General features: G+C 30.1%; 23 protein-coding genes. 4 read left to right on the top strand and 19 right to left on the bottom strand.

The features are described from left to right. Positions 1-32: 32 nt before the first annotated feature. Both JOP69_RS11775 and JOP69_RS11770 read left to right on the top strand, forming a co-directional pair. Positions 33-392 carry a YraN family protein gene (locus JOP69_RS11775; RefSeq protein ID WP_203392787.1) on the top strand — a complete coding sequence of 120 codons (360 nt, stop codon included), beginning with the start codon at positions 33-35 and terminating at the stop codon, positions 390-392. Positions 393-643: 251 nt separating this feature from the next. Then, positions 644-1549 (top strand): DMT family transporter, encoded by a 906-nt coding sequence (locus tag JOP69_RS11770; RefSeq protein WP_203392786.1) that lies wholly within the window; start codon positions 644-646, stop codon positions 1547-1549. A 5-nt stretch (positions 1550-1554) separates the two neighbouring features. On the opposite strand, the gene JOP69_RS11765 is transcribed toward JOP69_RS11770, so the two are convergent. The 3 genes from JOP69_RS11765 to JOP69_RS11755 all read right to left on the bottom strand — a co-directional run bounded on the left by JOP69_RS11765 (position 1555) and on the right by JOP69_RS11755 (position 4106). Continuing rightward, entirely contained in the window at positions 1555-2046 is a 492-nt protein-coding gene (locus JOP69_RS11765; RefSeq protein WP_203392785.1) for a TlpA disulfide reductase family protein, read from the bottom strand. Continuing rightward, positions 2046-3410: a TlpA disulfide reductase family protein gene (locus JOP69_RS11760; protein ID WP_203392784.1), complete on the bottom strand. Its 1365-nt coding sequence runs from the start codon at positions 3408-3410 to the stop codon at positions 2046-2048. The genes JOP69_RS11765 and JOP69_RS11760 overlap by 1 nt, the downstream gene beginning before the upstream one ends. Before the next feature lie 345 nt (positions 3411-3755). Then, positions 3756-4106, bottom strand: coding sequence for a hypothetical protein (locus tag JOP69_RS11755; RefSeq protein ID WP_203392783.1), 351 nt, complete (start codon positions 4104-4106; stop codon positions 3756-3758). A gap of 82 nt (positions 4107-4188) precedes the next feature. On the opposite strand from JOP69_RS11755, the gene JOP69_RS11750 reads away from it, so the two are divergent. Beyond that, entirely contained in the window at positions 4189-4683 is a 495-nt protein-coding gene (locus JOP69_RS11750) for a CvpA family protein (RefSeq protein WP_203392782.1), read from the top strand. Positions 4684-4757: 74 nt separating this feature from the next. Here the strand turns inward: JOP69_RS11750 and JOP69_RS11745 are convergent, their stop codons facing one another. The 16 genes from JOP69_RS11745 to JOP69_RS11670 form a co-directional block, all read right to left on the bottom strand. Further along, the gene (locus tag JOP69_RS11745; RefSeq protein ID WP_203392781.1) at positions 4758-5384 is read right to left on the bottom strand and encodes a carbonic anhydrase; all 627 of its coding nucleotides are present in this window, start codon (positions 5382-5384) and stop codon (positions 4758-4760) included. A gap of 24 nt (positions 5385-5408) precedes the next feature. After that, entirely contained in the window at positions 5409-7259 is a 1851-nt protein-coding gene (locus JOP69_RS11740; protein WP_203392780.1) for a SulP family inorganic anion transporter, read from the bottom strand. 107 nt (positions 7260-7366) lie between these two features. Continuing rightward, positions 7367-7993 (bottom strand): carbonic anhydrase family protein, encoded by a 627-nt coding sequence (locus JOP69_RS11735; protein ID WP_203392779.1) that lies wholly within the window; start codon positions 7991-7993, stop codon positions 7367-7369. An 11-nt stretch (positions 7994-8004) separates the two neighbouring features. Then, positions 8005-8790, bottom strand: a complete 786-nt coding sequence (locus JOP69_RS11730; protein ID WP_203392778.1) for a universal stress protein — start codon at positions 8788-8790, stop codon at positions 8005-8007. Positions 8791-8795: 5 nt separating this feature from the next. Beyond that, the gene (locus JOP69_RS11725) at positions 8796-10388 is read right to left on the bottom strand and encodes a SulP family inorganic anion transporter (protein ID WP_203392777.1); all 1593 of its coding nucleotides are present in this window, start codon (positions 10386-10388) and stop codon (positions 8796-8798) included. 82 nt (positions 10389-10470) lie between these two features. After that, a complete protein-coding gene (locus JOP69_RS11720) occupies positions 10471-10767 on the bottom strand; it encodes a hypothetical protein (RefSeq protein WP_203392776.1) in 297 nt (98 codons plus the stop codon). A 54-nt stretch (positions 10768-10821) separates the two neighbouring features. Continuing rightward, on the bottom strand, positions 10822-11580 hold the full coding sequence (locus tag JOP69_RS11715) for a tetratricopeptide repeat protein (protein ID WP_203392775.1): 759 nt from the start codon (positions 11578-11580) through the stop codon (positions 10822-10824). 48 nt (positions 11581-11628) lie between these two features. Beyond that, positions 11629-13389 carry a BatD family protein gene (locus JOP69_RS11710; RefSeq protein WP_203392774.1) on the bottom strand — a complete coding sequence of 587 codons (1761 nt, stop codon included), beginning with the start codon at positions 13387-13389 and terminating at the stop codon, positions 11629-11631. A 60-nt stretch (positions 13390-13449) separates the two neighbouring features. Then, entirely contained in the window at positions 13450-14268 is an 819-nt protein-coding gene (locus JOP69_RS11705) for a tetratricopeptide repeat protein (RefSeq protein ID WP_203392773.1), read from the bottom strand. Between the two features lie 517 nt (positions 14269-14785). After that, positions 14786-16180, bottom strand: a complete 1395-nt coding sequence (locus JOP69_RS11700) for a glycosyltransferase family 2 protein (RefSeq protein ID WP_203392772.1) — start codon at positions 16178-16180, stop codon at positions 14786-14788. Between the two features lie 313 nt (positions 16181-16493). Next, positions 16494-17540 (bottom strand): VWA domain-containing protein, encoded by a 1047-nt coding sequence (locus tag JOP69_RS11695; protein WP_203392771.1) that lies wholly within the window; start codon positions 17538-17540, stop codon positions 16494-16496. 95 nt (positions 17541-17635) lie between these two features. Beyond that, positions 17636-18001, bottom strand: coding sequence for a four helix bundle protein (locus JOP69_RS11690; protein WP_203392770.1), 366 nt, complete (start codon positions 17999-18001; stop codon positions 17636-17638). 166 nt (positions 18002-18167) lie between these two features. After that, positions 18168-19172 carry a VWA domain-containing protein gene (locus tag JOP69_RS11685; RefSeq protein ID WP_203392903.1) on the bottom strand — a complete coding sequence of 335 codons (1005 nt, stop codon included), beginning with the start codon at positions 19170-19172 and terminating at the stop codon, positions 18168-18170. After that, on the bottom strand, positions 19159-20076 hold the full coding sequence (locus tag JOP69_RS11680; RefSeq protein ID WP_203392769.1) for a hypothetical protein: 918 nt from the start codon (positions 20074-20076) through the stop codon (positions 19159-19161). The genes JOP69_RS11685 and JOP69_RS11680 overlap by 14 nt, the downstream gene beginning before the upstream one ends. 20 nt (positions 20077-20096) lie before the next feature. Continuing rightward, complete coding sequence (locus JOP69_RS11675; protein ID WP_203392768.1) at positions 20097-20966, bottom strand: DUF58 domain-containing protein; 870 nt, start codon at positions 20964-20966, stop codon at positions 20097-20099. Between the two features lie 100 nt (positions 20967-21066). Continuing rightward, positions 21067-22056, bottom strand: coding sequence for a MoxR family ATPase (locus tag JOP69_RS11670; protein WP_203392767.1), 990 nt, complete (start codon positions 22054-22056; stop codon positions 21067-21069). A 197-nt stretch (positions 22057-22253) separates the two neighbouring features. On the opposite strand from JOP69_RS11670, the gene JOP69_RS11665 reads away from it, so the two are divergent. Continuing rightward, a complete protein-coding gene (locus tag JOP69_RS11665) occupies positions 22254-25130 on the top strand; it encodes a TonB-dependent receptor (protein WP_203392766.1) in 2877 nt (958 codons plus the stop codon). Positions 25131-25156 lie beyond the last annotated feature (26 nt).

Raw genomic sequence — 25156 nt, 5'->3', positions numbered from 1 at the left:
AAAACTGCCACTGAATACTTTAAACTATTACTATGGCAGAACACAATGAACTTGGTAAAATAGGAGAAAAGTTAGCCATCGATTTTTTATTAAAAAGCGATTATAAAATCCTAGAAACAAACTATCGTTATTTAAAAGCAGAGGTAGATATTATTGCTCAAAAAGGAGAAATATTAGCGGCTGTTGAAGTAAAAACAAGAAGTTCAGATTATTTTGAAGAACCACAAGATGCTGTAAAAGAAAAAAAAATTAAATTATTAGTTTCTGCAATAGATTATTATGTGGTAGAAAAAGATTTAGATGTTGAGGTTCGGTTTGATATTATTGCCATTATTCATCAAAAAAATAAAACAAAAATTGAGCATTTAGAAGATGCTTTTCTTCATTTTTAATCGCAGGGCGATAGCTAAGTATTTAATTCCCCATTGGCTTTACTACAAATGAAAAGTATTAGTCTCGGAAGCATACTCCTTGCCAGTAGATCGAGGTTGTTGATTCAGTTTTTGACAACCGATATTTTTTAGAGCTAAACGTATTTAGGTAAACCTAAATCTCAGAATTAATAGCATAGATACCTTTCTGAACATCGTATTCGTTTAATTTGAAAACATTTTTTTAAAACCCTAAGTTTTAGTTTCGTCTTATGATGAAAAAAAACTTTTGGTTGGGTGTTTTCTTAGGTGTTTTGGGCATTGTGCTTTTTTCTTCTAAAGCAGTAATGGTGAAGCTTGCATACAATTATAATGTAGATGCAATTACCATGTTGTTACTAAGAATGTTATTTTCATTTCCTTTTTATGTGGTAATCGCGTACTTGTACCGAAAAGAAAATCATCATATTAATATTACTAAAAAAGATTATTATTGGGTGGTGTTTTTTGGGGTAGTAGGTTATTATCTAGCAAGCTATTTCGATTTTGAGGGTTTAACCTATATTAAAGCGAGTTTAGAACGTATTATTTTATTTGTATACCCAACAATTGTAATTTTATTAAATAGGCTCTTATTTAAACAACCTATTACCAAATTTCAAGCACTTGCTATCTTTTTATCTTATTTAGGAATTGTAATTGCTTTTTCTGATGAAGTAGACATTTCTGGAAACAACGTGTATTTAGGAGGCTTTTTTGTGCTTTTAAGTGCCATAACCTATGCCTCTTATTTGGTTGGAAGTGGTTGGTTAATTCCTAAATTTGGAGTGGTTAAATTTACGGCTTATGCCATGTTAGTTTCTTGTTTGTGTGTGTTTGTACACTTTAGTTTTATGGGAGAAACAGACTTGTTTAATTTACCTTGGCAAGTCTATGGTTATGGATTTGTAATTGCAATCTTTGCAACGGTAATTCCTTCTTTTTTAGTAAGTACTTCCATAAAAATGATTAGCTCTTCTAATTTTGCAATTGTAGCGGGTGTTGGGCCTATATCTACAATTGTATTAGCGTCTTTTTTCTTAGGAGAAAGATTAACGTTACTTCAATTTTTTGGTGCATTTTTGGTGATAATTGGTATTGTTATCACCTCTTTAAAACAGGCAAAGAATAAGAAGTGATCTATTTACTTTAAAGATTTTATAATTGCTTCTCTTAGATTTTTAACATCAGATTTTTTGCTGCCACTATCTATATAAGTAATTTCTCCTTTTTTATTGATGATAAAATACGATGGATAAACCTGTTGTTTGTTAAATTTTCGGCTAACATCCATAGCAGAATAAGCAATTTTAAAGTGAAAAGGATGTACTTCTAATAATTTTTCTATAACAGGTTTTCTGTCTAATGCAGGTGCAATAAATAAAATATCATCTCTTTTTTCAAACTCTTTTACAAGGCTATTTAATGTAGGAATATCGGTTAAACATGGCATGCAAGAGGTAAACCAAAATTTTAAAACAACTACTTTTCCTTTAGTGTCTTCATTGGTTAATTTAGAACCATCTATAAGCCATAATTTAAAATTTGGAGCAGTATCTTTTAATTTAAAATTTTGCTGACTCAAAACGGATAGACTGATAAACAAAGTACATGAAAATAGTATGTTTTTTAGCATTACTTTTCAGTAAAAAATTGTTTTACATCTTTTAATAGCTCTGGTTTTGCTATAATTTTTTTGTTTGCATCTAAAATAAAATAACTTGGTGTAGAAACAATATTATAGGTTCTGGCAGTTTTATTTTGCCATTTATTTAAACCTAACACATGATGCCAATTAGGTAAAGTTTTTTTGTAGCTATTCCAACCAAAAGCATCTTTTTCTAAAGAAAACGCAATTACTTTTACTTTTTTATTTTCTTTTAAATATTTATATACTAGTGGAATTTCGTGTAAACAATGAGAGCAAGTAGTACTCCAAAATATCAATAAATAATTTTCTGCATCTTTTAATTTAGAAAGCGTGAGTACTTTACCGTCTTCTTTCCAAGAGAAATCTGGAGCTATTCTACCTATTTCTGCTGCAAATAAAGCTTTTTTTCCCTCTTTAAATTTTTTATCTTGTAGGTTAGCTGGTAATTTGTTGTAATGAGTTTCAAATAAATAGTCTATTAATTCTAAGTTCATTGATGTTTCAAACTGCGTAACTAAAAATTCAATTACATCTTTTTTATAAGTGACATTATTAATTTTAGAAAGCACTGTATCTACAGATTTTTTAAATAAATTTTGTTGTGTTTCCTTATCTTCAGAATAGTTAATATAAAAGACATAATCTGTTATTCTACTAGTTAAAAAAGAAGAGTTTAGTAATGTTTCGTTATTAAAGTCAATATTGTCAAAAAAAGTATCGATCATATTAGACATATACTTTTCTGGAGTCTCTAGAATTTCTGGTGGGTTATTTCTTAAGGAAGCTTTTATAAATGGCTGAACATACATGCCATTTGATGCTTCTAAATAATTTTTTTGAATTTCATTTACTTTATTTAAAGCCTTTTTGTATTTCTTTTTTAGATTTAAATCGGGGCTTTGTAAGGCTGCAACTTGTATAGAATCTAATGTTTCTTGCGCTTTAGAATTTTTGTCTAAATAACTTTTATATACCATATTTTCTTTAGAGGTTGTAAAAGTTACCGTTTGGTTTGCATATTTTGGATTAAATCCAAAACTTACATCTTCTTTATTAAAAATAAAATCTACAAAACCTGCATTTTCTAAATTATAGGTTATTCTATAAGAACCTATTTTTGTGTTTTCTGGTAATGTAAAACTAAAGCTGCCTAAGGCTTGTTTTTTGCCTTGAACACTAATAGTATCTATCTTAATTTTAGAGTTTTGAATAAATCTTTGTGATGCACCTTCTATTTTGTACAATATAACCCAATCTGTATCTATTGTTGGAGACATGGTGGCATTAACTGTATATTGTGCGTGTGCGAATGAAGAAATTAAGAATATAAGAGCGAGTATTTTTTTCATTTTTTTTTTACGGTTGATTTGTTCTTTATAAGCTATTTTCAAGAAGCGTACCAAAAGTACTATTTCTCTATTAAATTAGGTATATTGTATCTTAAAAAATCTAAATTATGCCTTTTAATAATAAAGTTGCTTAGTTAATTGGCGCTTCATCCGGAATAGGGAAGGCATTGAAAAATGCTCGTTGATGAGATTTCACTGTTATGAGATTTCTCCTTTCGAAGAGATGACAATTGTACTGTTTTACGTGTTTTCTATTACTATTTCTAATTTTTTTACTACCCAGTTTTATCATCCGACTTTAGGAGAAATCCCTTCTTTTTAATAGTGTGTAAGAATAAAGGACTATTAATATTTTAAGGCATCAAAATAGTTAATTACAGCCTCTTTCATTAAAACCGTTTGTTCTCCAGGTTTTAAGTTTGGCAGCTCTGTAAGTGTTTTGTAATGTGGCCAACCATCATCATCAAAAAATTCAAATTCGTAATAGCCATAAGGTTCAAGAAGCTTACAAATAGCAATATGCATTAAGTTTACTTTTTCGTCTTTTTTAAATTCTATTTTTCCTTGCCCTAATTCTTGTACGCCAATTAGATAGATAATTCCATCCATATTTAATTCATCTCCATCTGCAAATTGATTGGTTAATTTGCTAACTAACAAATCCCACTTTTCTTTTAAGGTCATTATTTTTGGCATCTTATTATTTTATAAGTGGTAAAGATACAACCGACATTTTTAAATTGACAAAAAATTATGTAGGTTTGGGGAAATTAATTTAATGAATATTTTTGATATTATAATAGCATCTTTATTGCTTTTTGGTTTTGTAAGAGGATTATTAAAAGGCTTGTTTGTAGAAGTAGCCTCTTTGGTAGCGCTAATAGGGGGTGTGTATGAAGCAATCCATTTTTCTTATTTTGCTTCCGATTTTTTAAAAGAGTATGTTTCTTGGAAACCAGAATATATTTCTTTAGCCTCTTTTGCTATTACTTTTGTAATTATAATTGTGGTAATTGCACTTCTTGGAAAAGCATTGACTAAAATAGCAGATTTTGCTTCTCTAGGAATTATAAATAAAATATTAGGAGGTGTCTTTGGAGCACTAAAAATAGGATTAATATTGAGCGTTGTTTTTATTTTCTTCGGAAAAATGAATGATACAATCCCTTTTATAGAAAAGGAAACATTAAAAGAATCTATTTTATATGGCCCAGTAAAAAAAGTGGCACCAACTATTTTTCCATCAATAATTAAGGAAGAAAAACCTGTATAAAAGTTTTTCGGTTATTACATATAGTAAAGTAAAGTTAAAAATAACCCCCAAGGAATTTCCCTTGGGGGTTATTTTTAATCTAAATGATAAATTTGCATTATGTCTTCTAAATATTTTTCAAAATTGATTTTAAGATCTATTAATTTCCCTGTATGAATATCTAAAACCCAGCCATGTACCTTTAAACCACGATCTCTAAATGCTTTTTGTACTGCAGCAGTCTTAATTAAGTTTACGCACTGTTCTTTTACATTTAACTCTACTAATCGTTCGTATTTTGTTTTTTCATCCTTTATAGAATTAAGTTCTTTAGAATGAATTCTATATACATCTCTAATGTTTCTTAACCAGGGGTTTAATATACCTAGATCAGAAGATTGCATAGCAGCTTTAACACCACCACAACCATAATGCCCACATACAATAACATGTTTCACTTTTAAATGATCTATTGCATAATTTAAAACAGACATTACATTTAAATCTATACTAATAACCATATTGGCTATATTACGGTGCACAAAAACTTCTCCGGGTTTTGCTCCCATTAGCTCTCCTACAGGAACTCTACTGTCTGAACAGCCAATATATAATAATTCAGGATTTTGTCCTTTTCCTAATTCTTCAAAGTAATTTTCATTAACAGATAATTTCTTTTTTACCCAATCCTCATTGTTTTGGAATACCTTATCTAAATCCATATTTTTTAAGCTTTAAATATTATTTTATATATTTTTTTTAATCCAATTTACCGATGCTTCAAAAGTTTCGAAAATGTGTTCTTTAGGAATAAAATCTGGAATAATATCAATCCTTTCCATCATGTATTTTGGTTGTGGTAACAATTCTACGAATAAAACTTCAATGTTTTTTTTCTTTAAATCTTGTAGCATATCTTCCATAGCATATAACCCAGATTGATCCATATATTGCATTCTACCTAAACGTAAAATTACAGTTTTTGCAGTTTCGGGAATTTGAAGATAAAGTGCTTGAAAATCGCTAGTTGATCCAAAAAATAAAGGTCCTTTTATATGTTTTATAAAAACTTCTTCTTTTAAATTTTCAGGAAAACTAATTTCATCATCCCAAGCTTCTTCTTTAAGAGTCTTAACATCAGATCTTTCTGCTGTTAAATCTCCAATTTTTTTCATAAACATTAAAGAAGCTATTACTAAACCAATACCTACAGCGTACACTAAATTCCAGAATGTTGACAGCAGTAAAACTATAATCATTATTAATACTTCAGAACTTAATTGAATAGGTCCAAATTTAATATCTCTTGGTAAAAAAGGGATGGCTTTTAGGCCTTTATAATCCATAACTCCAATACCAACTGTTATTAAGATCCCTGCTAAAACAGCAGCAGGAATTTTAGAGGCTATAGGGCCTAAACCAAGCATAATTATTAACAACATAACTCCAGCTATCATTCCTGAAAGTTTAGTTTTTCCTCCTGCATTAATGTTTACAACAGTTCTAATTGTTGCTCCGGCACCAGGAATTCCACCAAATAATGCGGCAATACTATTTCCTATTCCTTGACCAATTAACTCTCTATTTGGCTTATGTTTTGTTTTGGTCATGTTATCTGCAACAACACTTGTTAAAAGCGAATCTATGGCACCCAACAGTGCTAATGTTAAAGCTGTAAAAATATACGGAGTAATATTATCGATAGAAAAGCCTGAAAAAACTTCCCATTTAATGGAAGGTATTCCACTAGGAATTTCTTGAATTTTTTTATAATCTAAATTAAAGGCTACTGCAATTCCAGACATTACAATTAAAGCAACCAACGTACTCGGAATTTTAGTGGTAATCCGTTTAAAACCATAGATTATAAAAATGGTTCCTAATGCCAATATAAGTTCTAGCCAATTAATATTTTGTAGCGCTCTAGGAATAGCCTTAATAGCGCCTAATGCACCAGAAGTTTCTTTTGCGGCTAGTATTTTAGATTCGTTTTCTATTTCTATAGGTGTAATTACTTCTGCTTTAGAAATAGTTTCTTTAAAGTTTTCTAAAACTAAAACACCTTTTCCCGCCTCTTCCTTTAAGATATTTTCGAGAATTACTTCGTTTGCTTGCGCTTTAAATTGAGATACAAATTCTATGTCTTCTTTTGGGTAATAGCCAACTGTTGGTAATATTTGTGTAAGTAAAATGATCAATCCAATGGCGGTCATAAATCCAGATACAACAGGGTACGGAATGTATCTAATATATTTACCTAATCCAATTAAACCTAATCCTACTTGGAATAATCCGGCTAATAAAAAAACCGTTAAAATTGCGGGTAAAGCTTTGGTAATATCTCCATCATTTGCAGCAATTATACCCGCTACAACTACCATACTTACTGCTGTCATTGGGGCAGTGGGGCCAGAAATTTGTGTACTTGTTCCACCAAAAAGGGCGGCAAAAAAACTGATAAAAATAGCACCATATAAACCTGCGCTTGGGCCTAAACCAGAAGAAACCCCAAAAGCTAGTGCCAATGGTAGGGCAACAATACCTGCAGTTATTCCACCAAATGCATCACCTTTTATGTTTGAGAATAATTTTTTCATAAATTTTTAGATTCAGTTTGATAATTGTTGCACAATTTAATACTTATTTTTTCAAAAAAAGCCAATCCTTTTAAAGGATTGGCTTTTTTAAAGAACTAATTTTTAAATTAGTAGAATGTTACTAAACCATCCTTAATATCATACATAGCACCTACAATTGTAATTTCTCCATCATCTTCCATTTCCTTTAAAACAGGACTTTGACTACGGATATTATCAATTGTCATATGAACATTTTTATCTGAAACCTCATTTACAAACTCTAGATTACTAGAGTTTCTTAAGCTTGGGTCTTTTGGTTCTATTACCGCATTAACGGCGGGTTTTATTTTGTTAATCAGTGCTGTTAAGTTTCCTAGTTTTGCGTTATCGCAAGCACCCTTTATGGCACCACAAGCAGTATGTCCTAAAACAACAATTACTTTGGTTCCTGCTAGTTTACAGGCAAATTCCATACTGCCTAAAATATCTTCATTTACAAAATTACCTGCAATTCTTACACTAAAAACATCTCCGAAACCTTGATCAAAAATTAATTCGGCAGATACTCTAGAGTCTATACAGCTTAAAATAGTAGCAAAAGGAAATTGACCATCACTAGTATCGTTTACCTGCTCTAAAAGATTTCTGTTTACTTTTAGGTTATTTTGAAACCTTTGGTTTCCTTCTTTTAAAAAATCTAACGCTTTTTTAGGCGTCATTGTAGCTTGCGTTTCTCTTGTATGTGCTTTCATAATGTTTTGTTTTATGTTGTTAAAATAAGTGAGCAATTAAGATTGTTAATTACCTCTTTAATATTTGATTTTGTCATATTGCTATGATTTCTATTTACTAAAAGTAAATTAATACTACTTTTTGATAAGTAAGTAGATATGTTCTTTACCACATTATCTCCTTTTTCAAAAACGTACTCAGTTGTATTTTTATCTTTTGAGAACGATTCATCTTTTAAATTGCTAGAACTGTCTAAAATTTTAAAAGATGTTAAAGGTTTTTTAGATGAACTTAAAATATTCTCAATAATTACGTTTTTAGATTTTGTCTGATTCAATGAACCTAAAGATAGTTCTTTATTTGGTTCTAAAGGATTAGTATCATCAGTAATAACAATTGTTCCTTTGTGTTTTTTAAGGATAAACTGAGTAATATTATCACGCATAAAATTTACTATTTTAGTTTTTCTTTTTCCTAAAACAATAATGTCTGGTTTGTTTTCATTAATATGGTTTTCTATTTCATTTTTTAAATTTCCAATGGTAAAAGAATAATTTATATTTATCTGATACTCTTTAGCAATTGGTGTTATTAAACCTTTAATGGTTTTATCTATAGAAAAATATTCTTTGTTAAATGTTCTCATTGCAGATAATTGACTTTCTTTTTCTACAACTTCTGTTGGTTTTTTTACATAGAAAAAGTTAATATCTGCATTTACTATTTTGGCAATACTTATACTGCTTTTTATAGTTTTACCTGTAGATTTATTTAAATCTGATAATACTAAAATTTTATATTTTTTTTCTTCTTTCATCGATCTTAACTTAAACTTAAATCTGATTTTGGTCTATCGTTAAAAAAATGAATAAAACTAGTTGGGTTTTCTACTATACCACGTTTAGAGATTAAGTTTATATCAATATTTCTTTCTTTTGCTTTATGCAAGAAATCTTCTAGAATTTCGATAATATCATTGTCTAAATACCTTGTTTTAATTAAGTTTATTTCTAAAGATGTATCTCTAGGTAAACTATCTAACTCTTTTAAGATGGCACCTTTGTTAAAAAATGTTACTTCTTCTGCCAAAGTCATTTTTATTTTATGTTTACCATTACTTTTATCTTCAATATGAAGAAAGTGAGAGTTTTGATAACTCTTTAACAAGATAACAACGATTCCTACAGCAAGACCTAACCCAATACCTACTAATAAATCGGTAAAAACAATACCAACCACGGTAACAACAAAAGGCACAAATTGTTTCCATCCTAATTTATACATTTGTTTAAAAAGTGCTGGTTTTGCTAACTTATAACCTACAACTAATAGAATAGCAGCAAGAACAGATAATGGAATTTTGTTAAGTAAGCTTGGGATTAAAATTACAGAAATTAACAAAAAGAAACCGTGTAAAATTGTCGATAACTTTGTTTTTCCTCCAGACTGTACATTTGCAGAACTTCTTACAATTACTTGAGTAATTGGTAACCCACCAACTAAACCAGAAATAATGTTTCCTGCTCCTTGCGCTAACAATTCTCTGTTTGTTGGAGTTACGTTTTTGTTGGGATCTAATTTATCACAAGCCTCAACACTTAATAAGGTTTCTAAACTTGCTACTAAGGCAATTGTAAAGGCTACAATCCATACTTCTGGGTTTGTAATGGCTGCGAAATTAGGGAAGCTAAACTGACCTAAAAACGAGTTAAGATCTTCTGGAATAGGTACACTTACTAAATGTGATGTTGATATAGCCAACGTTTCATTAGAACCTGTTAATAGATAAAAAATAATACCTAATACCACAGCAATTAATGGCCCTTGAATAACTGTGAAAAATTTAGCCTTTTTAGCTAAAACGGTATCCCAAAATAAGATTACAGCCAATCCTAATACACCAATAACAACAGATCCTAAAATAAGGTGATCAAAGATATTAAAAAGAGAAGAAAATGTATTTTCTCCAGAAACCTCTAAGAAACTATCTGCTCCTTCTGGTTCTGCATCATACCCAAAAAAGTGAGGGATTTGCTTTAAAATAATAATGATACCAATACCGGTTAACATTCCTTTAATTACAGAGGATGGAAAATAGTAACCAATAACTCCTGCTTTTAAAAAACCGAAAATTAATTGGATAATTCCTGCTAAGACAACGGCTACTAAAAAATTCTCATAACTACCTAAAGTTCCAATGGCTGTTAATACAATTGCAGCTAATCCGGCTGCGGGACCACTAACACCAAGTTTAGAGCCACTAAGGCTACCTACTATAACTCCACCAATAATTCCTGCAATAACTCCAGAAAATAATGGTGCTCCACTTGCTAATGCAATACCTAGACATAAAGGTAATGCTACGAAAAACACTACAATACTTGCAGGTAAATCATTTTTAATGTTTTTAAACATATGTAATATATTTTTCCTCTATTCTTGATTAAAATAGAGTTTTTGTTAAGTTTTATAAATTTTTGTTTTTTTTGTGCGGAAGTTAAAACACAAATTGGGGTGGTGGAGTGGTTTTTCTAGGAAATAAAGAGGTGTAGTTCTTAGAAGTAAACCTTACAATTTCTCTTTTTTGAATCTTTTTGAAGAATACTGATAAATAAATATTTGGAACAACTTTTAATTCTTTAAAGGTTTTTATTTCTTCACTGTCCTCTTCTTCTTCATTTAAACTTAAGAAAATTGAAATATCTTGATTTTCATCTACTAAACTAATAATAGTTGGTGCCGTAAGAACACCAATAAATAGGATAGAGAAAAAGAAGGCAATTTTTATTTTCAAATGTATTTTTTTCGAATTGCTAAAATAACAAAGCAAAATATAAAAACGTGTTAATTAAAAATTATTTATTATTTTTATTTTGTCAGCAATAATCCAACCTAATTTACCATCCTTAATTTTAATCTTTTTCCAATTATCTACACCATCTAAAACAAATACTTTTGTTCCTTCATGCAACGTAAATACTTCTTCAGAGTTTAAAGTGGGTGCATTTCTAACAGCTGTTTTCTCTGCAAAAACAATAGCTTCAATGTTCTTTTTAGAAAAATTATATTGATTGTAAGTAATAAATAAAGCGGCAATTAAAAGTATAAAACTAATCATACTTATGGTAAAATAAAACCGTTTTTTAGAAGAACCTTTAGCAAAATAGAATAATAAAAATAAGAAACTACCTAAAATAGAAAGTACAACCACAACAATTGCCCATTGGTTGTAAGAGAGTTGCTGTAAAAAGTTAGCATTAAATTTTTGCAATACCGTTTTTGGTAATTCTTCAATATTATCTAAAGCTAAGCGTTTTGCAAACACCAAATTATTTTTTACATCCGTATTTAAAGGATTTAATTTTAAAGCCTTTTCATAATAATAGATCGATGGACCTACTTTATTTAATTTATAGTAAGAATTTCCTAAATTATAATACAATTCTGATGATACTAATTCTTTTGCTTCTACCTTTTTGTATAATGCAATAGCTTCATTAAACTTGCCGTCTTTATAAAAGTTATTTGCAGAAACAAATAAGCTATCTACACTTTGTGCAGTAACCGAATTGGCAATTATCAATAATAAAAATAATATTCTTTTCATTTTTTGAGTAAATAAATTTTACCTGTTCTCTCTGTGAGGGGCATTTTATTATAATTGTTTATCTAATTGAACAATAACTTGTTTTGCTCTTTCAAATTCTGCTTCCATTTCTGTATTCGTTATTTGAGAGTAACGCGCCATATCAGAATGTTTTAAAACTTCAATAAATTGATCAATTGTTGTTGGTTCAATCTTTTTGTTTTCTAATATTTCTGTAATTTTTTCTGTACTAATATCCGCTGTTTCAATACCTAACTTTGCTTTTAAGTAATTGTGTAATGCACGCTCTAGGGCTTCGTAAAAAGCTTCTTTTTTACCTAATTGTTTTTGCGCTTCAGATAAATATTTTTTAGCTAATCTTTCTGCTTTTCTAAGTTTATTTCCAATAAGATCATTACTTCTTTCTTCATTCTTTTTAGCAATAAAAATACCAATAGGAATTGTAATTAATGGTAATAATAATAAAATATAAAACAAGTTAGATTTAAAGAAGTCATCTGTATCTATGCGCTCTAAGCTACTTTTTGTTTCAATGTATCTAAAGTTTTTACCTGTAGAAACTACATCGTGTTTTTGCGTAGCATTGGTGTCTACAGCAGGTTTTAATTCTTTACCTTCTAATACATCTACATAGAAATCATCTGTTGTAATTGTATGGTATTTTTTTTCATCCGGATTAAAATAAGAAAAGGAAACGTTTGGTATCTTATATTTTCCTTTATACTGAGGAACAACCGTGTATAAATCTGAAACAGTACCCGAAATTCCGTTAGGACTTACTTGTACTTTTTCTTTTCTTTCTGGTTGATATTTTTCTAGCTCAACCGGAGTAGTAACCTCTGGTAGTTCAAATAATTTTAAATTTCCATCACCAGAAACAGCTACTTTTATTTGCGAACTTTCATTTGCTTTTAAGACTCCTTTACTTAAAGTAACGTCAAAATTAAAATCACCAACAGCACCTGCAAAGTTTGTTGGTTTTCCTTCTAAAGGAAGACTTCTTGGGCTAATTATTTTTTTTGCTGATGCAAATTCTTTTTTGACATTTTTTGTAATTACGTTTCCAAAAAAATCGGCTCTTCCTGTAGGTACCCCAATAACAATGTCCATTTTCATAGGGTCTATAGTTAAATTTCCTGTTTTTGTAGGTATTAATAAGGCTTTTTGGAGTACAATATATCTATAGTCATCACCATTGTATTTTCCCATTTTTACGGGGAAATTTTTTATTTTAATGGCTTGGTTCCAAAAACCATTGTATTGTGGTGCTTCTGTAACGCCTGTATCATAAACACTAACATTTTCACTTACATATAATCTGTATTCAACATAAATTCCTTCTCCAACATACGGTCTAGATTTAGAAATTTCTGCTACTAAATGAATGTTTTGTTGTGCAATATAATTCGGATCATTTGGGTCTTTTGGTATTTCTACTGCATCTAAAACAATAATTTTTATAGGATCTGTTTTTATTGTTTTTCCATCAATTTTAATACTTGCTGTTCCAATAGTTAATTCTCCTTTTCTATTGGGTTTAATAATGTAAGTGTAAGATTGCGCAAAACTAGATTTTCCGTTTATCCAAGACTGACTTACAGACTGGCTAGGCCCACCAACTACTTTAAAATTAGTAAAATTTGGCGGAGAAAAATGGTCTCCACCTTGTTTGTTTATTGTAAACTCAATGCGTAAACGTTGGTTTACACCCAATTTATTTTTACTCACTTTTGCTGTTAAAGTTGCCTCTTGAGCTACTACAGAAACGGTTACTAAAAATAGAAATATGAATATTAATTTACTTTTCATTTATTTTAAATAGAATTCTCTTAAACAATTAAACGAATAAACAATAACACAGTTTTAAAACTACCAATCTTTTTCTTGTTTTACTTTTTTGCCTTTTGCTTTTTTAGCATTCATCTTCTTTTGAGTTTTCTTTTCCTCGTTATTTAAGCTTTCTAGCAATTGTTTTATTTGTTGCGGAGACATTTTACCTTGTTGTGGCTTCGGTTTTTGTTGGTCTTTTTTCTCGTCCTTTTTAGGATCTTGCTTTTTGTCTTTGTTCTTATCTCCTTTGTCTTGATCGTCTTTCTTATCTTTGTTATCTCCGTCCTTCTTGTCTTTATTTTGATCCTTTTTGTCCTTGTTATCTTTGTCTTTATCCTTGTTATCTTTATTTTTGTCCTTATTTTTATCGTTTTTCTTATCTTTATTATCTTGCTTTTCTTTTTCTAATAATTTTTGAGCAACGGCTAAATTATAACGAGTTTCATCATCATTAGGGTTATTTCTAAGAGCATTTTTATAAGCATCTACAGCAGGTTGATATTGTTTTTGTTCCATCATGGCGTTACCAATATTATGGTACGCTTCTGCCTTTGTAAATTTGTCTTTAGCCGTTTTTGCTGTTAATTCGTATTGTGGTACTGCTTCTTTAAAATTTTTATTTTGATAAAAAGCATTTCCTAAGTTGTAAGATGCTTTATCATAGTTAGCATTGTCTCCTAAAGATTTTTGGTAGGCAACAGAAGCGTCTGTAAATTGATTTTTATTGTACAATTCGTTTCCTTGTCTTAATAACTTTCTAGCTTTTCGTTGCAAGGCAATAGAATCTTGTTGTGCTAAAATTTCTTTTGATGAAAATAAAAGCACAAAGATAATTAGTATGTATTTTAATTTTTTCATGATTATTTCTTTATGGGTTCCTGTTCTAGACTTTTTGCAGACTAGTTTTTAGGAATTATGACCCCCATTCTTACTGTAATTTTTAATTTCAAAAGAACAATACAAAAGTAAGTCATTCAAAAAAAGAATTTTGTTAAGAAGTTGTTATTTTTATTAAATAATAAGCTAAAAAATAGAGACTCCTTTTTTGCTAAAATACTATTAATACTTAGAAATAAAGGCTTTTTTAGGCTTTAAAAATTCTAAAATATTAGGAGTAGTTTAGATGAATTTGGAAGTGGTTAAATTGTTGAAAAAATAGAATTTTTATCTTTTGTAGATTTTCTAAAAATGAGTTTTTTAAAAAGATATTATCATTTTAATAGAAATGTATTTTTAGTACTCAAAAACAGGCAACTTTTTATTTTCAACATAAACAAATACGCAATCCATTAATTAACATAGTGCTGTTAATTAATGGATTGCGTAATTTTTTTTACAAACTAAAAAGTAAGAAAATGTTGTGCTTTTAATTTAGTTAAGCAGCTAATTCACGAGTTAACCATCCGCTTTTACCAGCTGTTGCAATTGCGTAGGGTGTAATCCAGAATAAGCCAAAAGTATATAAAATACTGTATGAATATGCCCACAGTGCTTCTTTTAAATCATATTTTTTAGTATAAAATAATACAGGAAATGTTGATGTAATTAAAATACTTAATAAGGTTGAGCTTATAAATAATACAGGGTGCATAAAAATAAAATACATCATAAAAAATAAAAAGGGATAAGACATAATCATTTTTATGGACTGAGTTACAAACAACAATCTTGATCCGAATTTACTACCTTCTTTAAAGTTTGTAAATACATATTTATACATGGCTATGTTTTCTCTAACATTACTTCTTCCCCATCTAATAAACATTTTATACAAGCCTGTGTAATCTTCAGGAACATTGGTATAGGCATATGCATTTTTTTGAAATAACACGCTGTAACCTTGTTTTAAAATCATATTAGTTAATGCTCTGTCTTCTCCAATATCAGAAGCTTTTCCCATAAATTTTTGGTCTATCCATTCTGGTAAACAAGCAAAAACAGCAGTTGATCTATAAGCGGCTAAAGCACCAGGAGTACATAATACGGAGTTTAAACTACTTTCTGCAGAACGTTTAAACTCGAAACTCATTACAAAACTTACATTTAGCATTTTTGGTAATAAAGCTTTTTTATTATTCAGTACTTGAATATTACCCGCAACAGCTCCACATTTTTTATTGGTAACTAACGGACTCACTAAATTTCTAAGAGTGTCTTCTTTAACGATAGAATCACTATCAACAGTAACAAAAATTTCTCCTTTACCCATATTAAAACCACGGTATAAAGCATGTCTTTTGCCCATGTTTTTAGGTTGTTGCATAATGGTTACTTGGTCTCCTAAAATTCTTTTAGCTTCTTGCATCCAATACCAAGTATCATCTTTACTACCATCATCTATAGATAATAATTGTAATTTTTCTTTTGGATAATCACTTTTAGCTAAGCTTTTTAAAGTATCCCAAACTTGTTTTCCTTCGTTGTAAGCTGGTACAATTACGGTAACTGTAGGTAATTCTTCATTACTTACAGATGGTATTGGTTTGTATTTAAAGTATAGGTATATATCATATAGAAAAGTCATTGCTCCAAATGCAAAAAGAGCGGCGGCCAGCATAAAAAAAAGGAAACCAAAGTTGTTGTTTAGTCTGTTGATATTAAATTTAGAAAAATCATCTTGTAACAGATAAACAGCATAGGCAGCTCCTATCATAATAACAAATGAGCCTGCTAGTGTAACAATAGCTTTAAAATTAATAGGAGATTTTTTTTTATCTTCTATAGAAAATTTATTATTATGTAATTTTAAACTAAAGGTTTCAGATTTCATGTTGAATATTATTTAGATCTTTTGTATCTAAATGAAATCAATTAATGTACCAGTTGATGTAAATACTTGTTTACAGATAGTTACCTTTTTAAAGGTGTTTTAAGTGTGTATTTTTTACCCATTAAGTGGGTAAGAAGTATCCTTTTTAGAATATAAAATACACTGTTTTTAGGAAATAAATAAAAATAAAGAGCCGATTAAAATATTAATCGGCTCTTTATAAAAGTAGTTCTATGTAAAACGATGTAAGTATTTAAGAAATTAATCTTTTTAAATTAAGTGGTTACTTCGTACCTCGGAATAACAGAGTTTATTATTTCTTCGTTTTTTCTTCATCAAACAAATCTACTTTTCGTAACCATTTTGTTTTCTTATCAAATAAGAAAATATCAATAAGCAAGAATAGTAAGCCAATTGCTAAAAACCATTGAAATTGGTCCTTGTAATCGGAAAATTGTTTGGTTTCGAATTCGCTTTTTTCTGCATTTGCAATAATATCTGCAATTACTGAAACTGGCTTTTCTGTTATATTACCATCAATATACTGTCCGTCTGCAGCATCTGCAATACCTTCTAAAATGTCTGGCATGCGCTTGGTAATTACTGTTTCTCCTTTATTGTCTTTTTTATAGCCAATCATAGAGCCATTTACGCGCATTGGTATTGGTCCTCCATTTTCTGTACCCACACCAATGGTGTAGATTTTAATACCTTCGTTTGTTAATGTTTGTGCTACTTGTTTAGTTTCTTCTTGATGATCTTCCCCATCGGAAATAATGACTAAAAAACGGTTGGTTTGGTCGTCATTATTATAATATGTTTTTGCTAGTTCTAATGCTCCGTTGATATCGGTTCCTTGGCTAGAAACCATATCTGGATTGGCGTTTTGCAAAAACATATTTGCTGCCGCATGATCTGTGGTTATTGGTAAAAGAGGATACGCATTTCCTGCATAAATAATAATACCAACTCTATCTGAGCCTAATTTGTCTATCGTTTTAGAAATGATTTGTTTTGCTTTTTCTAATCTGTTAGGCGCAATATCTTCTGCCAACATACTTTTAGATACATCTAATGCAAAAACGATATCTACACCTTCTCTTTTTACCGTTTTTAGTTTGGTTCCCATTTTTGGGTTTACTAAAGCTATTACTAAAAAAGTGATTCCTAACAGTAAAAATACCAGTTTTAAAACGGATTTAAATGTGGATGAATTTGGCGCTAATTTTTGTATTAAATCTAAATCAGCGAATTTCTTTTGCGTTCTTTTTTTCCACCATAAAACCAACAAGAAAACAACAATCATTGCTGGAATGATTATTAAAAGGGAAAAATAAATTGGTTCTTCTATACGATACATTGTTTAATTGTTTAACTGTTGAATTGTGTAATTGTTGTTTGTAAAACCTGAGTGAGCACGGTTACACAAATAAACTATTACACGATTACACCTTTTTACACAGGTTTTAATTGTGCTTTGCGTAAAGCGTTTAACATGTTAGATATTTTATAAATTCTCTTACGCAAGTCATTATAAATTTCTTCGTTTATAAATTGAAGTTTATGACATAAAATAATATGATTTAAAACTTCCATTGTTGAGCTAAATGCTATTGTTGAAAAATGTGCTTTGTCTTTATTTGTAATTCTAGATGTACCTTCTGCTATATTTGCTGAAATTGAATTTGACGCTCTTTTTAATTGACTTGTAATTCCGTATTTTTCATCGGTAGGAAAGTTTTTAGTGATAATATAAACCTCAACAGAGAAGTCTATAGCTTCTTGCCAAACCTTTAGTTTTTCAAATGAAAATACATACATCTTTTTTTTGTTTAATTGTTTAAAAGTGTAATCGTGTAACTGTTAATTTGTACTTTTAAATACATAAATGTTTCCATTTTTTTTTAAATTTAAACTTCCTAGTTTTATGAATTAATAACGTCTTTTACAATTACACGATTAAACAATTCATCAGTTACACAACATTTTAAATAAACGACTTAAAAATGGTGTTTCTCAACAAATACTCTAGTAATAAGAATCCTAATCCAAAAAAGACAAAAATTCTATATTTTTCTTGATAATTGTAATACTTAAATTCCTCTATTTTCGTTTTTTCGAGCTTGTCAATTTCATCATAAATCTCTTTTAAAGATTCATTATCTGTTGCTCTAAAATATTTTCCTTGTGTTTCTGTGGCAATTTCTTTTAATAAATCTTCATCAATTTCTACTTGTTGTTTTTTAAAGTTTAATTGACCGGTTCTTGGATCTCTACTCCACGGAAAATCTGCCATTCCGTTGGTTCCGATTCCTATGGTGTAGGTTTTAATTCCTAATTCTTTTGCTAATTCTGTAGCTGTTCTAGGATCTATATTTCCAGAGTTATTTACACCATCCGTTAATAAGATAATTACCTTACTTTTTGCAGTGCTTTCTTTTAATCTGTTTACTGCAGAACCTAAGCCCATTCCTATGGCAGTTCCTCCTTCTAATTGTCCCCATTTTAATTCAGAAATAGTACGTTTTACTATTCCTTTATCGCTTGTAATTGGCGTTTGGGTAAAACTTTCTCCTGCATAAACTACAATTCCTATTCTGTCATTGGGTCTTCTGTCTACAAAATCGATAGCTACTTTTTTAAGAGCTTCTAGTCTGTTTGGTTTTAAATCTCTGGCAAGCATACTTGCAGAAACATCAATTGCCATAACAATATCTATCCCTTTATTGGTCTTTGTTTTTTTACTAACAGAAACATTTCTAGGTCTTGCTAAAGCAACAATAATTGCAGCTAATGCTAGTAATCTTAAAAGATATAAGACGGGTTTTAATTTAGATAAAAGTGAATCTGTATTAAAACCTTTTATACTTGGCATTGTTAAGACTGCGGTATCTTTTTTACGGATAAAAAAGTGCCAAACGGCTACTAATGGAATTAATATGAGCAGCCATAAAAATTCGGGACTATGAAATTCAAAATTACTCCAATTCATCATTTTCTTCAATAATTGGTTTAGGTTTTAAATTACTCACAATATCTTGTGCGTCTTTTCTATCTTCTTCGATTTCTAAGGCTAAAGGTTTCGATTTTGCAAATTTTACTAAATCAGCTTCTTGTAATAAACCTTTTAACTTTTTAATAGTATCTTCTGATGTTTGAATCGTTTCTGCATCTTTAAAATCCTTTAACATATCTATAACCTGATCTGTAGTTTTTTCTAGGGCAGGCACATGTAGCTCTCGCTCTATGTAACCACGAACAATTTCTGTTAATTCACTATAATATTCTTTTACTTTATTGTTTTGCCACAATAATTTTTCGTCTAATTCATTTAGTCTAAAAATAGCTTCTTCATAAGGCGGCATTGCTTTATAAGTATCTTCTTCTATTTCTTCTTTTCTTTTTCTGATTACAAACCAATAAATCCAGAAACCAATGATGGCTAAGGCGGCTAAAAGGATATAAACATATATTCTGAAATCGTCAAAAGTATATGGTTCACTTTTAATAGATTTAATAGGGAATTTCTTCACCTTGGTGGTGTCAATGGCAATTGTTGCTACATTTACTAATAAAGAATCTGTTAAAAAAGCCTGGTTTTTTATAAATACCTGTTGTTGCGGAATGTAAAATGCACCACTATCAAAACCGGTTAAAATATACTTTCTTATTAAGGAGTTTTTTACAGTGTCTACTTTGGTAGAATCTATAATTTCTAGACCTTTTAGATGCAACTTAGGCATGATTACATTCTGTGTGTCATCCACGGTAATCTTTAACTTAAACTGCTCACCAATTCTAATATTTGTGGTGTCGATTTCTGCTCTTACCAATGGTTTTTGTGCAAAACTTATGGTTGAAACGAATAGTAGTATGTAGAATAGTTGTTTTTTCATTTTTAAGGGTAACTGCGTTACTATCTTCCTTTATGTTTAAAGTAACCTAATAATTTTTTTACGTAGTTTTCATCAACTCTGGTGTTAACAGTACCTGCGCCGCTTCTTTTAAACATGTTTATATAATAATCAGTCAAACGTAAAGCATTTGCTTTGTAACTTGTTCTTACAGATTTCGATGCCGTATTTATCAACTGTACATTGCCAGTTTCTGAGTCTAACATAGGTACCATTCCTAAATTAGGAATTTCTTCATCATGTTTGTCAAAGACTCTTATTCCTGTTAAATCATGCTTATTAGCTGCAATTTTTAATGTTTTTTCATAATCATCATCCATAAAATCGGATAACATAAAAACAATTGCTCTTTTTTTCATCACACTAGATAAAAATTTTAAAGCGGCAGCAATGTTGGTTTTTTTACTTTTCGGTTTAAATTCTATCAGTTCTCTAATAATTCTTAAAACATGCCCTTTTCCTTTTTTAGGAGGAATAAAAAGCTCTACATCATCAGAAAATAAAATTAAACCTACTTTATCGTTATTCTGTGTAGCAGAAAAAGCTAATGTTGCAGCAATTTCTGTTACGGTATCTTTTTTAAACTGTGTGGATGTACCAAATAATTCAGAACCAGAAACATCGACTAAAAGCATCATGGTTAACTCGCGTTCTTCCTCAAAAACCTTTATATAAGGTTCGTTATAACGGGCGGTAACATTCCAGTCAATTGCTCTAACATCATCGCCAAATTGGTATTGTCTTACTTCAGAAAAAGTCATACCACGTCCTTTGAAGGATGAATGGTATTCACCTCCAAAAATATCATTAGACAAACGTTTTGTCTTAATTTCTATTTTACGAACTTTTTTAAGTATCTCCTTAGTTTGCAACGTGTAATTGTTTAATTGTTGAAGCGTGTAATTGAATCGGTTTTTTTAAAACATGAGTAAGCAACTGCCAACTGCAACTGTTTTTACTGCCAACTTTTTGCTATGGCACTTCAATCTCATTAATAATTGAGTTGATAATATCTACAGAGGTTACATTTTCTGCTTCCGCTTCATACGTAATACCTATTCTGTGACGTAAAATATCAAAAACAACCGCTCTAACATCTTCTGGAATTACATACCCTCTTCTTTTGATAAAAGCATAACATTTTGCTGCTTTTGCAAGGTTGATACTTCCCCTTGGAGATGCCCCGAAACTGATTAAATCTTTTAATTGTGGTAAATTATATTTTTCTGGATAACGAGTTGCAAAGATGATATCAAGAATATATTTCTCAATTTTTTCATCCATATACACTTCGTTAGCTACTTCTCTTGCTCTTAGAATTTGTGCTACAGAAACTACAGGGTTTACTTTTGCAAATCCGCCAGATAAATTCTGACGCATAATAATTTGTTCGTCTTGTAATTTTGGGTAGTCAATAACAACCTTCAACATAAACCTATCAACCTGTGCTTCTGGTAAAGGATAGGTCCCTTCTTGTTCTACCGGGTTTTGAGTTGCCATTACTAAGAAAGGTTCGTCTAACTTAAAAGTAGTGTCTCCAATAGTAATCTGGCGCTCTTGCATTGCTTCTAATAAAGCAGATTGCACTTTTGCAGGTGCTCTGTTAATCTCATCTGCTAATACAAAGTTTGCAAAAATAGGCCCTTTTTTAATTTCGAAATTGTTTTCCTTCATGTTGTAAATCATGGTTCCAACAACATCTGCAGGTAGTAAATCTGGTGTAAACTGAACTCTACTAAAAGAAGCTTGTACCGCTTTAGATAAGGTATTAATTGCTAATGTTTTTGCTAATCCAGGAACCCCTTCTAGCAAAATATGACCGTTTCCAATCAAACCAATTAACAAACTTTCTATCATTTGTTTTTGGCCAACAATTACTTTATTCATTTCTAAAGTAAGAATATCTATAAAGGCACTTTCTCTTTCTATTTTTTCATTAATAGCTCTTACATCTACATCCATTGTAATATTGTATTAAGTGTTATTTTTTACGAAAACAAAGCTACAATTTTAACATATTGGTATTTGTTAAAAGTAGGTTAAAGATGTATTTTTTTTTAATTTCTAATAAAACGAAAAAAACAAAGAAAGTGTTAAATTGTTGTGTTTATAATTCTAAAACCCGATATTTAGCTTATATAATTTTAAAATCAGTTAATATGAAAGAAAATTACTTAATTAAAAGCGTATTAATTACCCTAATTTTAATGCTTCCTTTAGCTATGGCAGCACAAACTATAAAGGGTAAAGTTACAGATTCATCTGGTGAAGGATTGCCATATATGAATGTTGTTGAAAAAGGAACAAGCAACGGAACCGTTACAGACAATAACGGAGAGTTTTCTATAGCTTTAAAAACATTACCTTCTAAATTGGTGGTTTCTTCTATGGGATTTGCTGCTAAAATAGTAAAAGTAACTAGTATTAAGTATATAACAATTTCTGTAGAAGAAGACAATTCTTTAGAAGAAGTAGTTGTTGTTGGTTCTAGAAATCCTAACAGAACAGCCATAGATTCTCCTGTTCCAATAGATATTGTAGATATGAAAGAACTAGCTGCATCTTCACCGCAAGTTAATTTAAATCAAATTTTAAATTTTGTGGCGCCTTCATTTACGTCGAATACACAAACAATTTCTGATGGTACGGATCACATAGATCCAGCTTCATTAAGAGGTTTAGGACCAGATCAGGTTTTGGTATTAATTAATGGTAAAAGAAGACATACTTCTTCTTTAATAAATATTAATGGAACTTTTGGTAGAGGTTCTGTTGGTACAGATTTAAATGCAATACCAGCAGCATCAATTAAAAGAATTGAAGTTTTACGAGATGGAGCAGCAGCACAATATGGTTCTGATGCTATTGCGGGTGTTATTAATATTGTTTTAAATGAAAGCGTAAATGAATTGGCTTTAGTAGTAACTACTGGTGCTAATTTTAGTAAAAATGCCAATGGACAAACTGGAGGTGTAGACGGACAAACCACTAATATTAGTGCTAACTACGGATTGCCTATTGGTGATAAAGGTGGGTTTATTAACTTTACTGGAGATTTTGATGTAAGAGAAGCTTACAACAGAATGAAAGATTGGGAAGGAACTATATTCAATTTATATAATACTGTTGAAAGATTTGCAAATAATGATGGTTATGATTTAACCAAATTATTAGATAATGATGTTAGCGATGTTATACAATATGCAAATCAGGCTGGTATTAATTTAAATGGAGCTACAACAAAGACTCAATTACAAGGTATTTTATCAGGAGATAATACAACTGCAGAATTAGCTGCAAGAGGTTTAGAAAGTAAAGACTTTAACATGAGAGTTGGGCAGTCTAAAGTACGTGGAGGTAGATTTTTTGCCAACTTTAAATTACCTTTAGATGATAATGGTACAGAATTATATTCCTTTGCTGGTTTAGGTTCTAGAGATGGAAACTCTGCTGGTTTTTATAGATTACCAAACCAAAGTAGAACATACACACCTGCATATATTAATGGTTTTTTACCAGAAATTAATTCTACTATTTCAGACAAATCTTTAGCAGTGGGAATTAAAGGTAAAATTGGAGAATGGAATGTAGATTTTTCAAATACGTATGGTAAAAATGCATTCAATTATATGATTGGGAATACATTTAATGCTTCTCAAGGAAATGCTTCTCCAACAGTTTTTGATGCTGGTGGTTTTGCTTTTGCTCAAAATACCGTAAACTTAGATTTAAATAAATTTTATAAAAACACTTTTCAAGGTTTAGGTGTTGCTTTTGGAGCAGAATATCGTTTAGAAAACTATGAGATCACTGCAGGAGAAGAAGCTTCTTATACTCAGTATACAGCAGCAGGTGAAGCTATTAAGACCTCTACGCAAATGCCTTTAGTAGACTTTTTTGATGCGGCAAGACCAGGTGGTTCTCAAGTATTTCCAGGTTTTAGTCCAAGTAATGAGTTGTCTAGAGGTAGAAGTAGTATTGCTGGTTATTTAGATTTAGATGCAGATTTTACTGACGCTATTTCATTAAATTTTGCAACACGTTTTGAAGATTATTCAGATTTTGGTTCTACTGTAAACTTTAAATTAGCAACTTTAATTAAAGCTTCAGAGAATTTTAGAATTAGAGCTTCTTTTAATACTGGTTTTAGAGCACCTTCTTTGCATCAAATAAACTTTAATTCTACCTCAACTATTTTTGACCAAAACGGAGATCCGCAAGAAGTAGGTACTTTTTCAAATGAAAGTAGAGCCGCACAATTATTAGGTATTCCTCAATTAAAAGAAGAAACTTCTACTAGTTTTAGTGCAGGGTTTACAGCAAAATTACCCGATGCTAATATTACTTTAACTTTAGATGGTTATATTGTTAATATTGATGATAGAGTGGTTTACACTGGGCAATTTAAAGGGCCAGGTACAGGAACAGAATTAGATAATTTATTGGCACAGGCAAATGCTTCTGCAGCATCGTTTTTTGCAAATGCAATAGACACAGAATCTAAAGGAGTCGATTTTGTAATTACACATAAAGCAGATATTGGAGCTAACTCTAGATTAAAAACAGATTTATCTGCTACTTTATCTAAAACAGAACAAGTAGGAGATATTAAAGCATCTACAGTTTTAGAAAATGCAGGTTTAGTAAGCACATATTTTCCTGAAGATAGTAGAGTGTATTTAGAAGAAGCGGTGCCAAGAACGAAGTTAAATTTAACAAATAGCTTTACAACGGGTAAGTATAATATCTTCTTAAGAAATGTGTATTTTGGTGAAGTAACAGAGGCAACAACAGTGGTTGCAAACCAACAAGTATTCAGTTCTAAAGTGGTTACAGATTTATCTTTGGGTTATAAAGCAACAGATGCTTTAACGTTAACAATTGGTGCAAATAACTTGTTTGATATTTATCCAGATATGGCAGAAGCTTCTTATGGTAATAGAAGTGATGGTCGTTTCGATTGGTCTAGAAGAGCACAACAATTTGGTATTGGAGGTAGATTCTTATTTGCAAGAGTAAGTTTTAACTTAAAATAAACTGATTATTTTACATAGAAAAAGCG

The sequence above is a fragment of the Polaribacter sp. Q13 genome, from assembly GCF_016858305.2.
In the GTDB taxonomy this organism is placed as follows: domain Bacteria; phylum Bacteroidota; class Bacteroidia; order Flavobacteriales; family Flavobacteriaceae; genus Polaribacter.
Note: the sequence above shows the minus strand (reverse complement) of the source record. Positions and strands in the feature narration are given on the sequence as shown.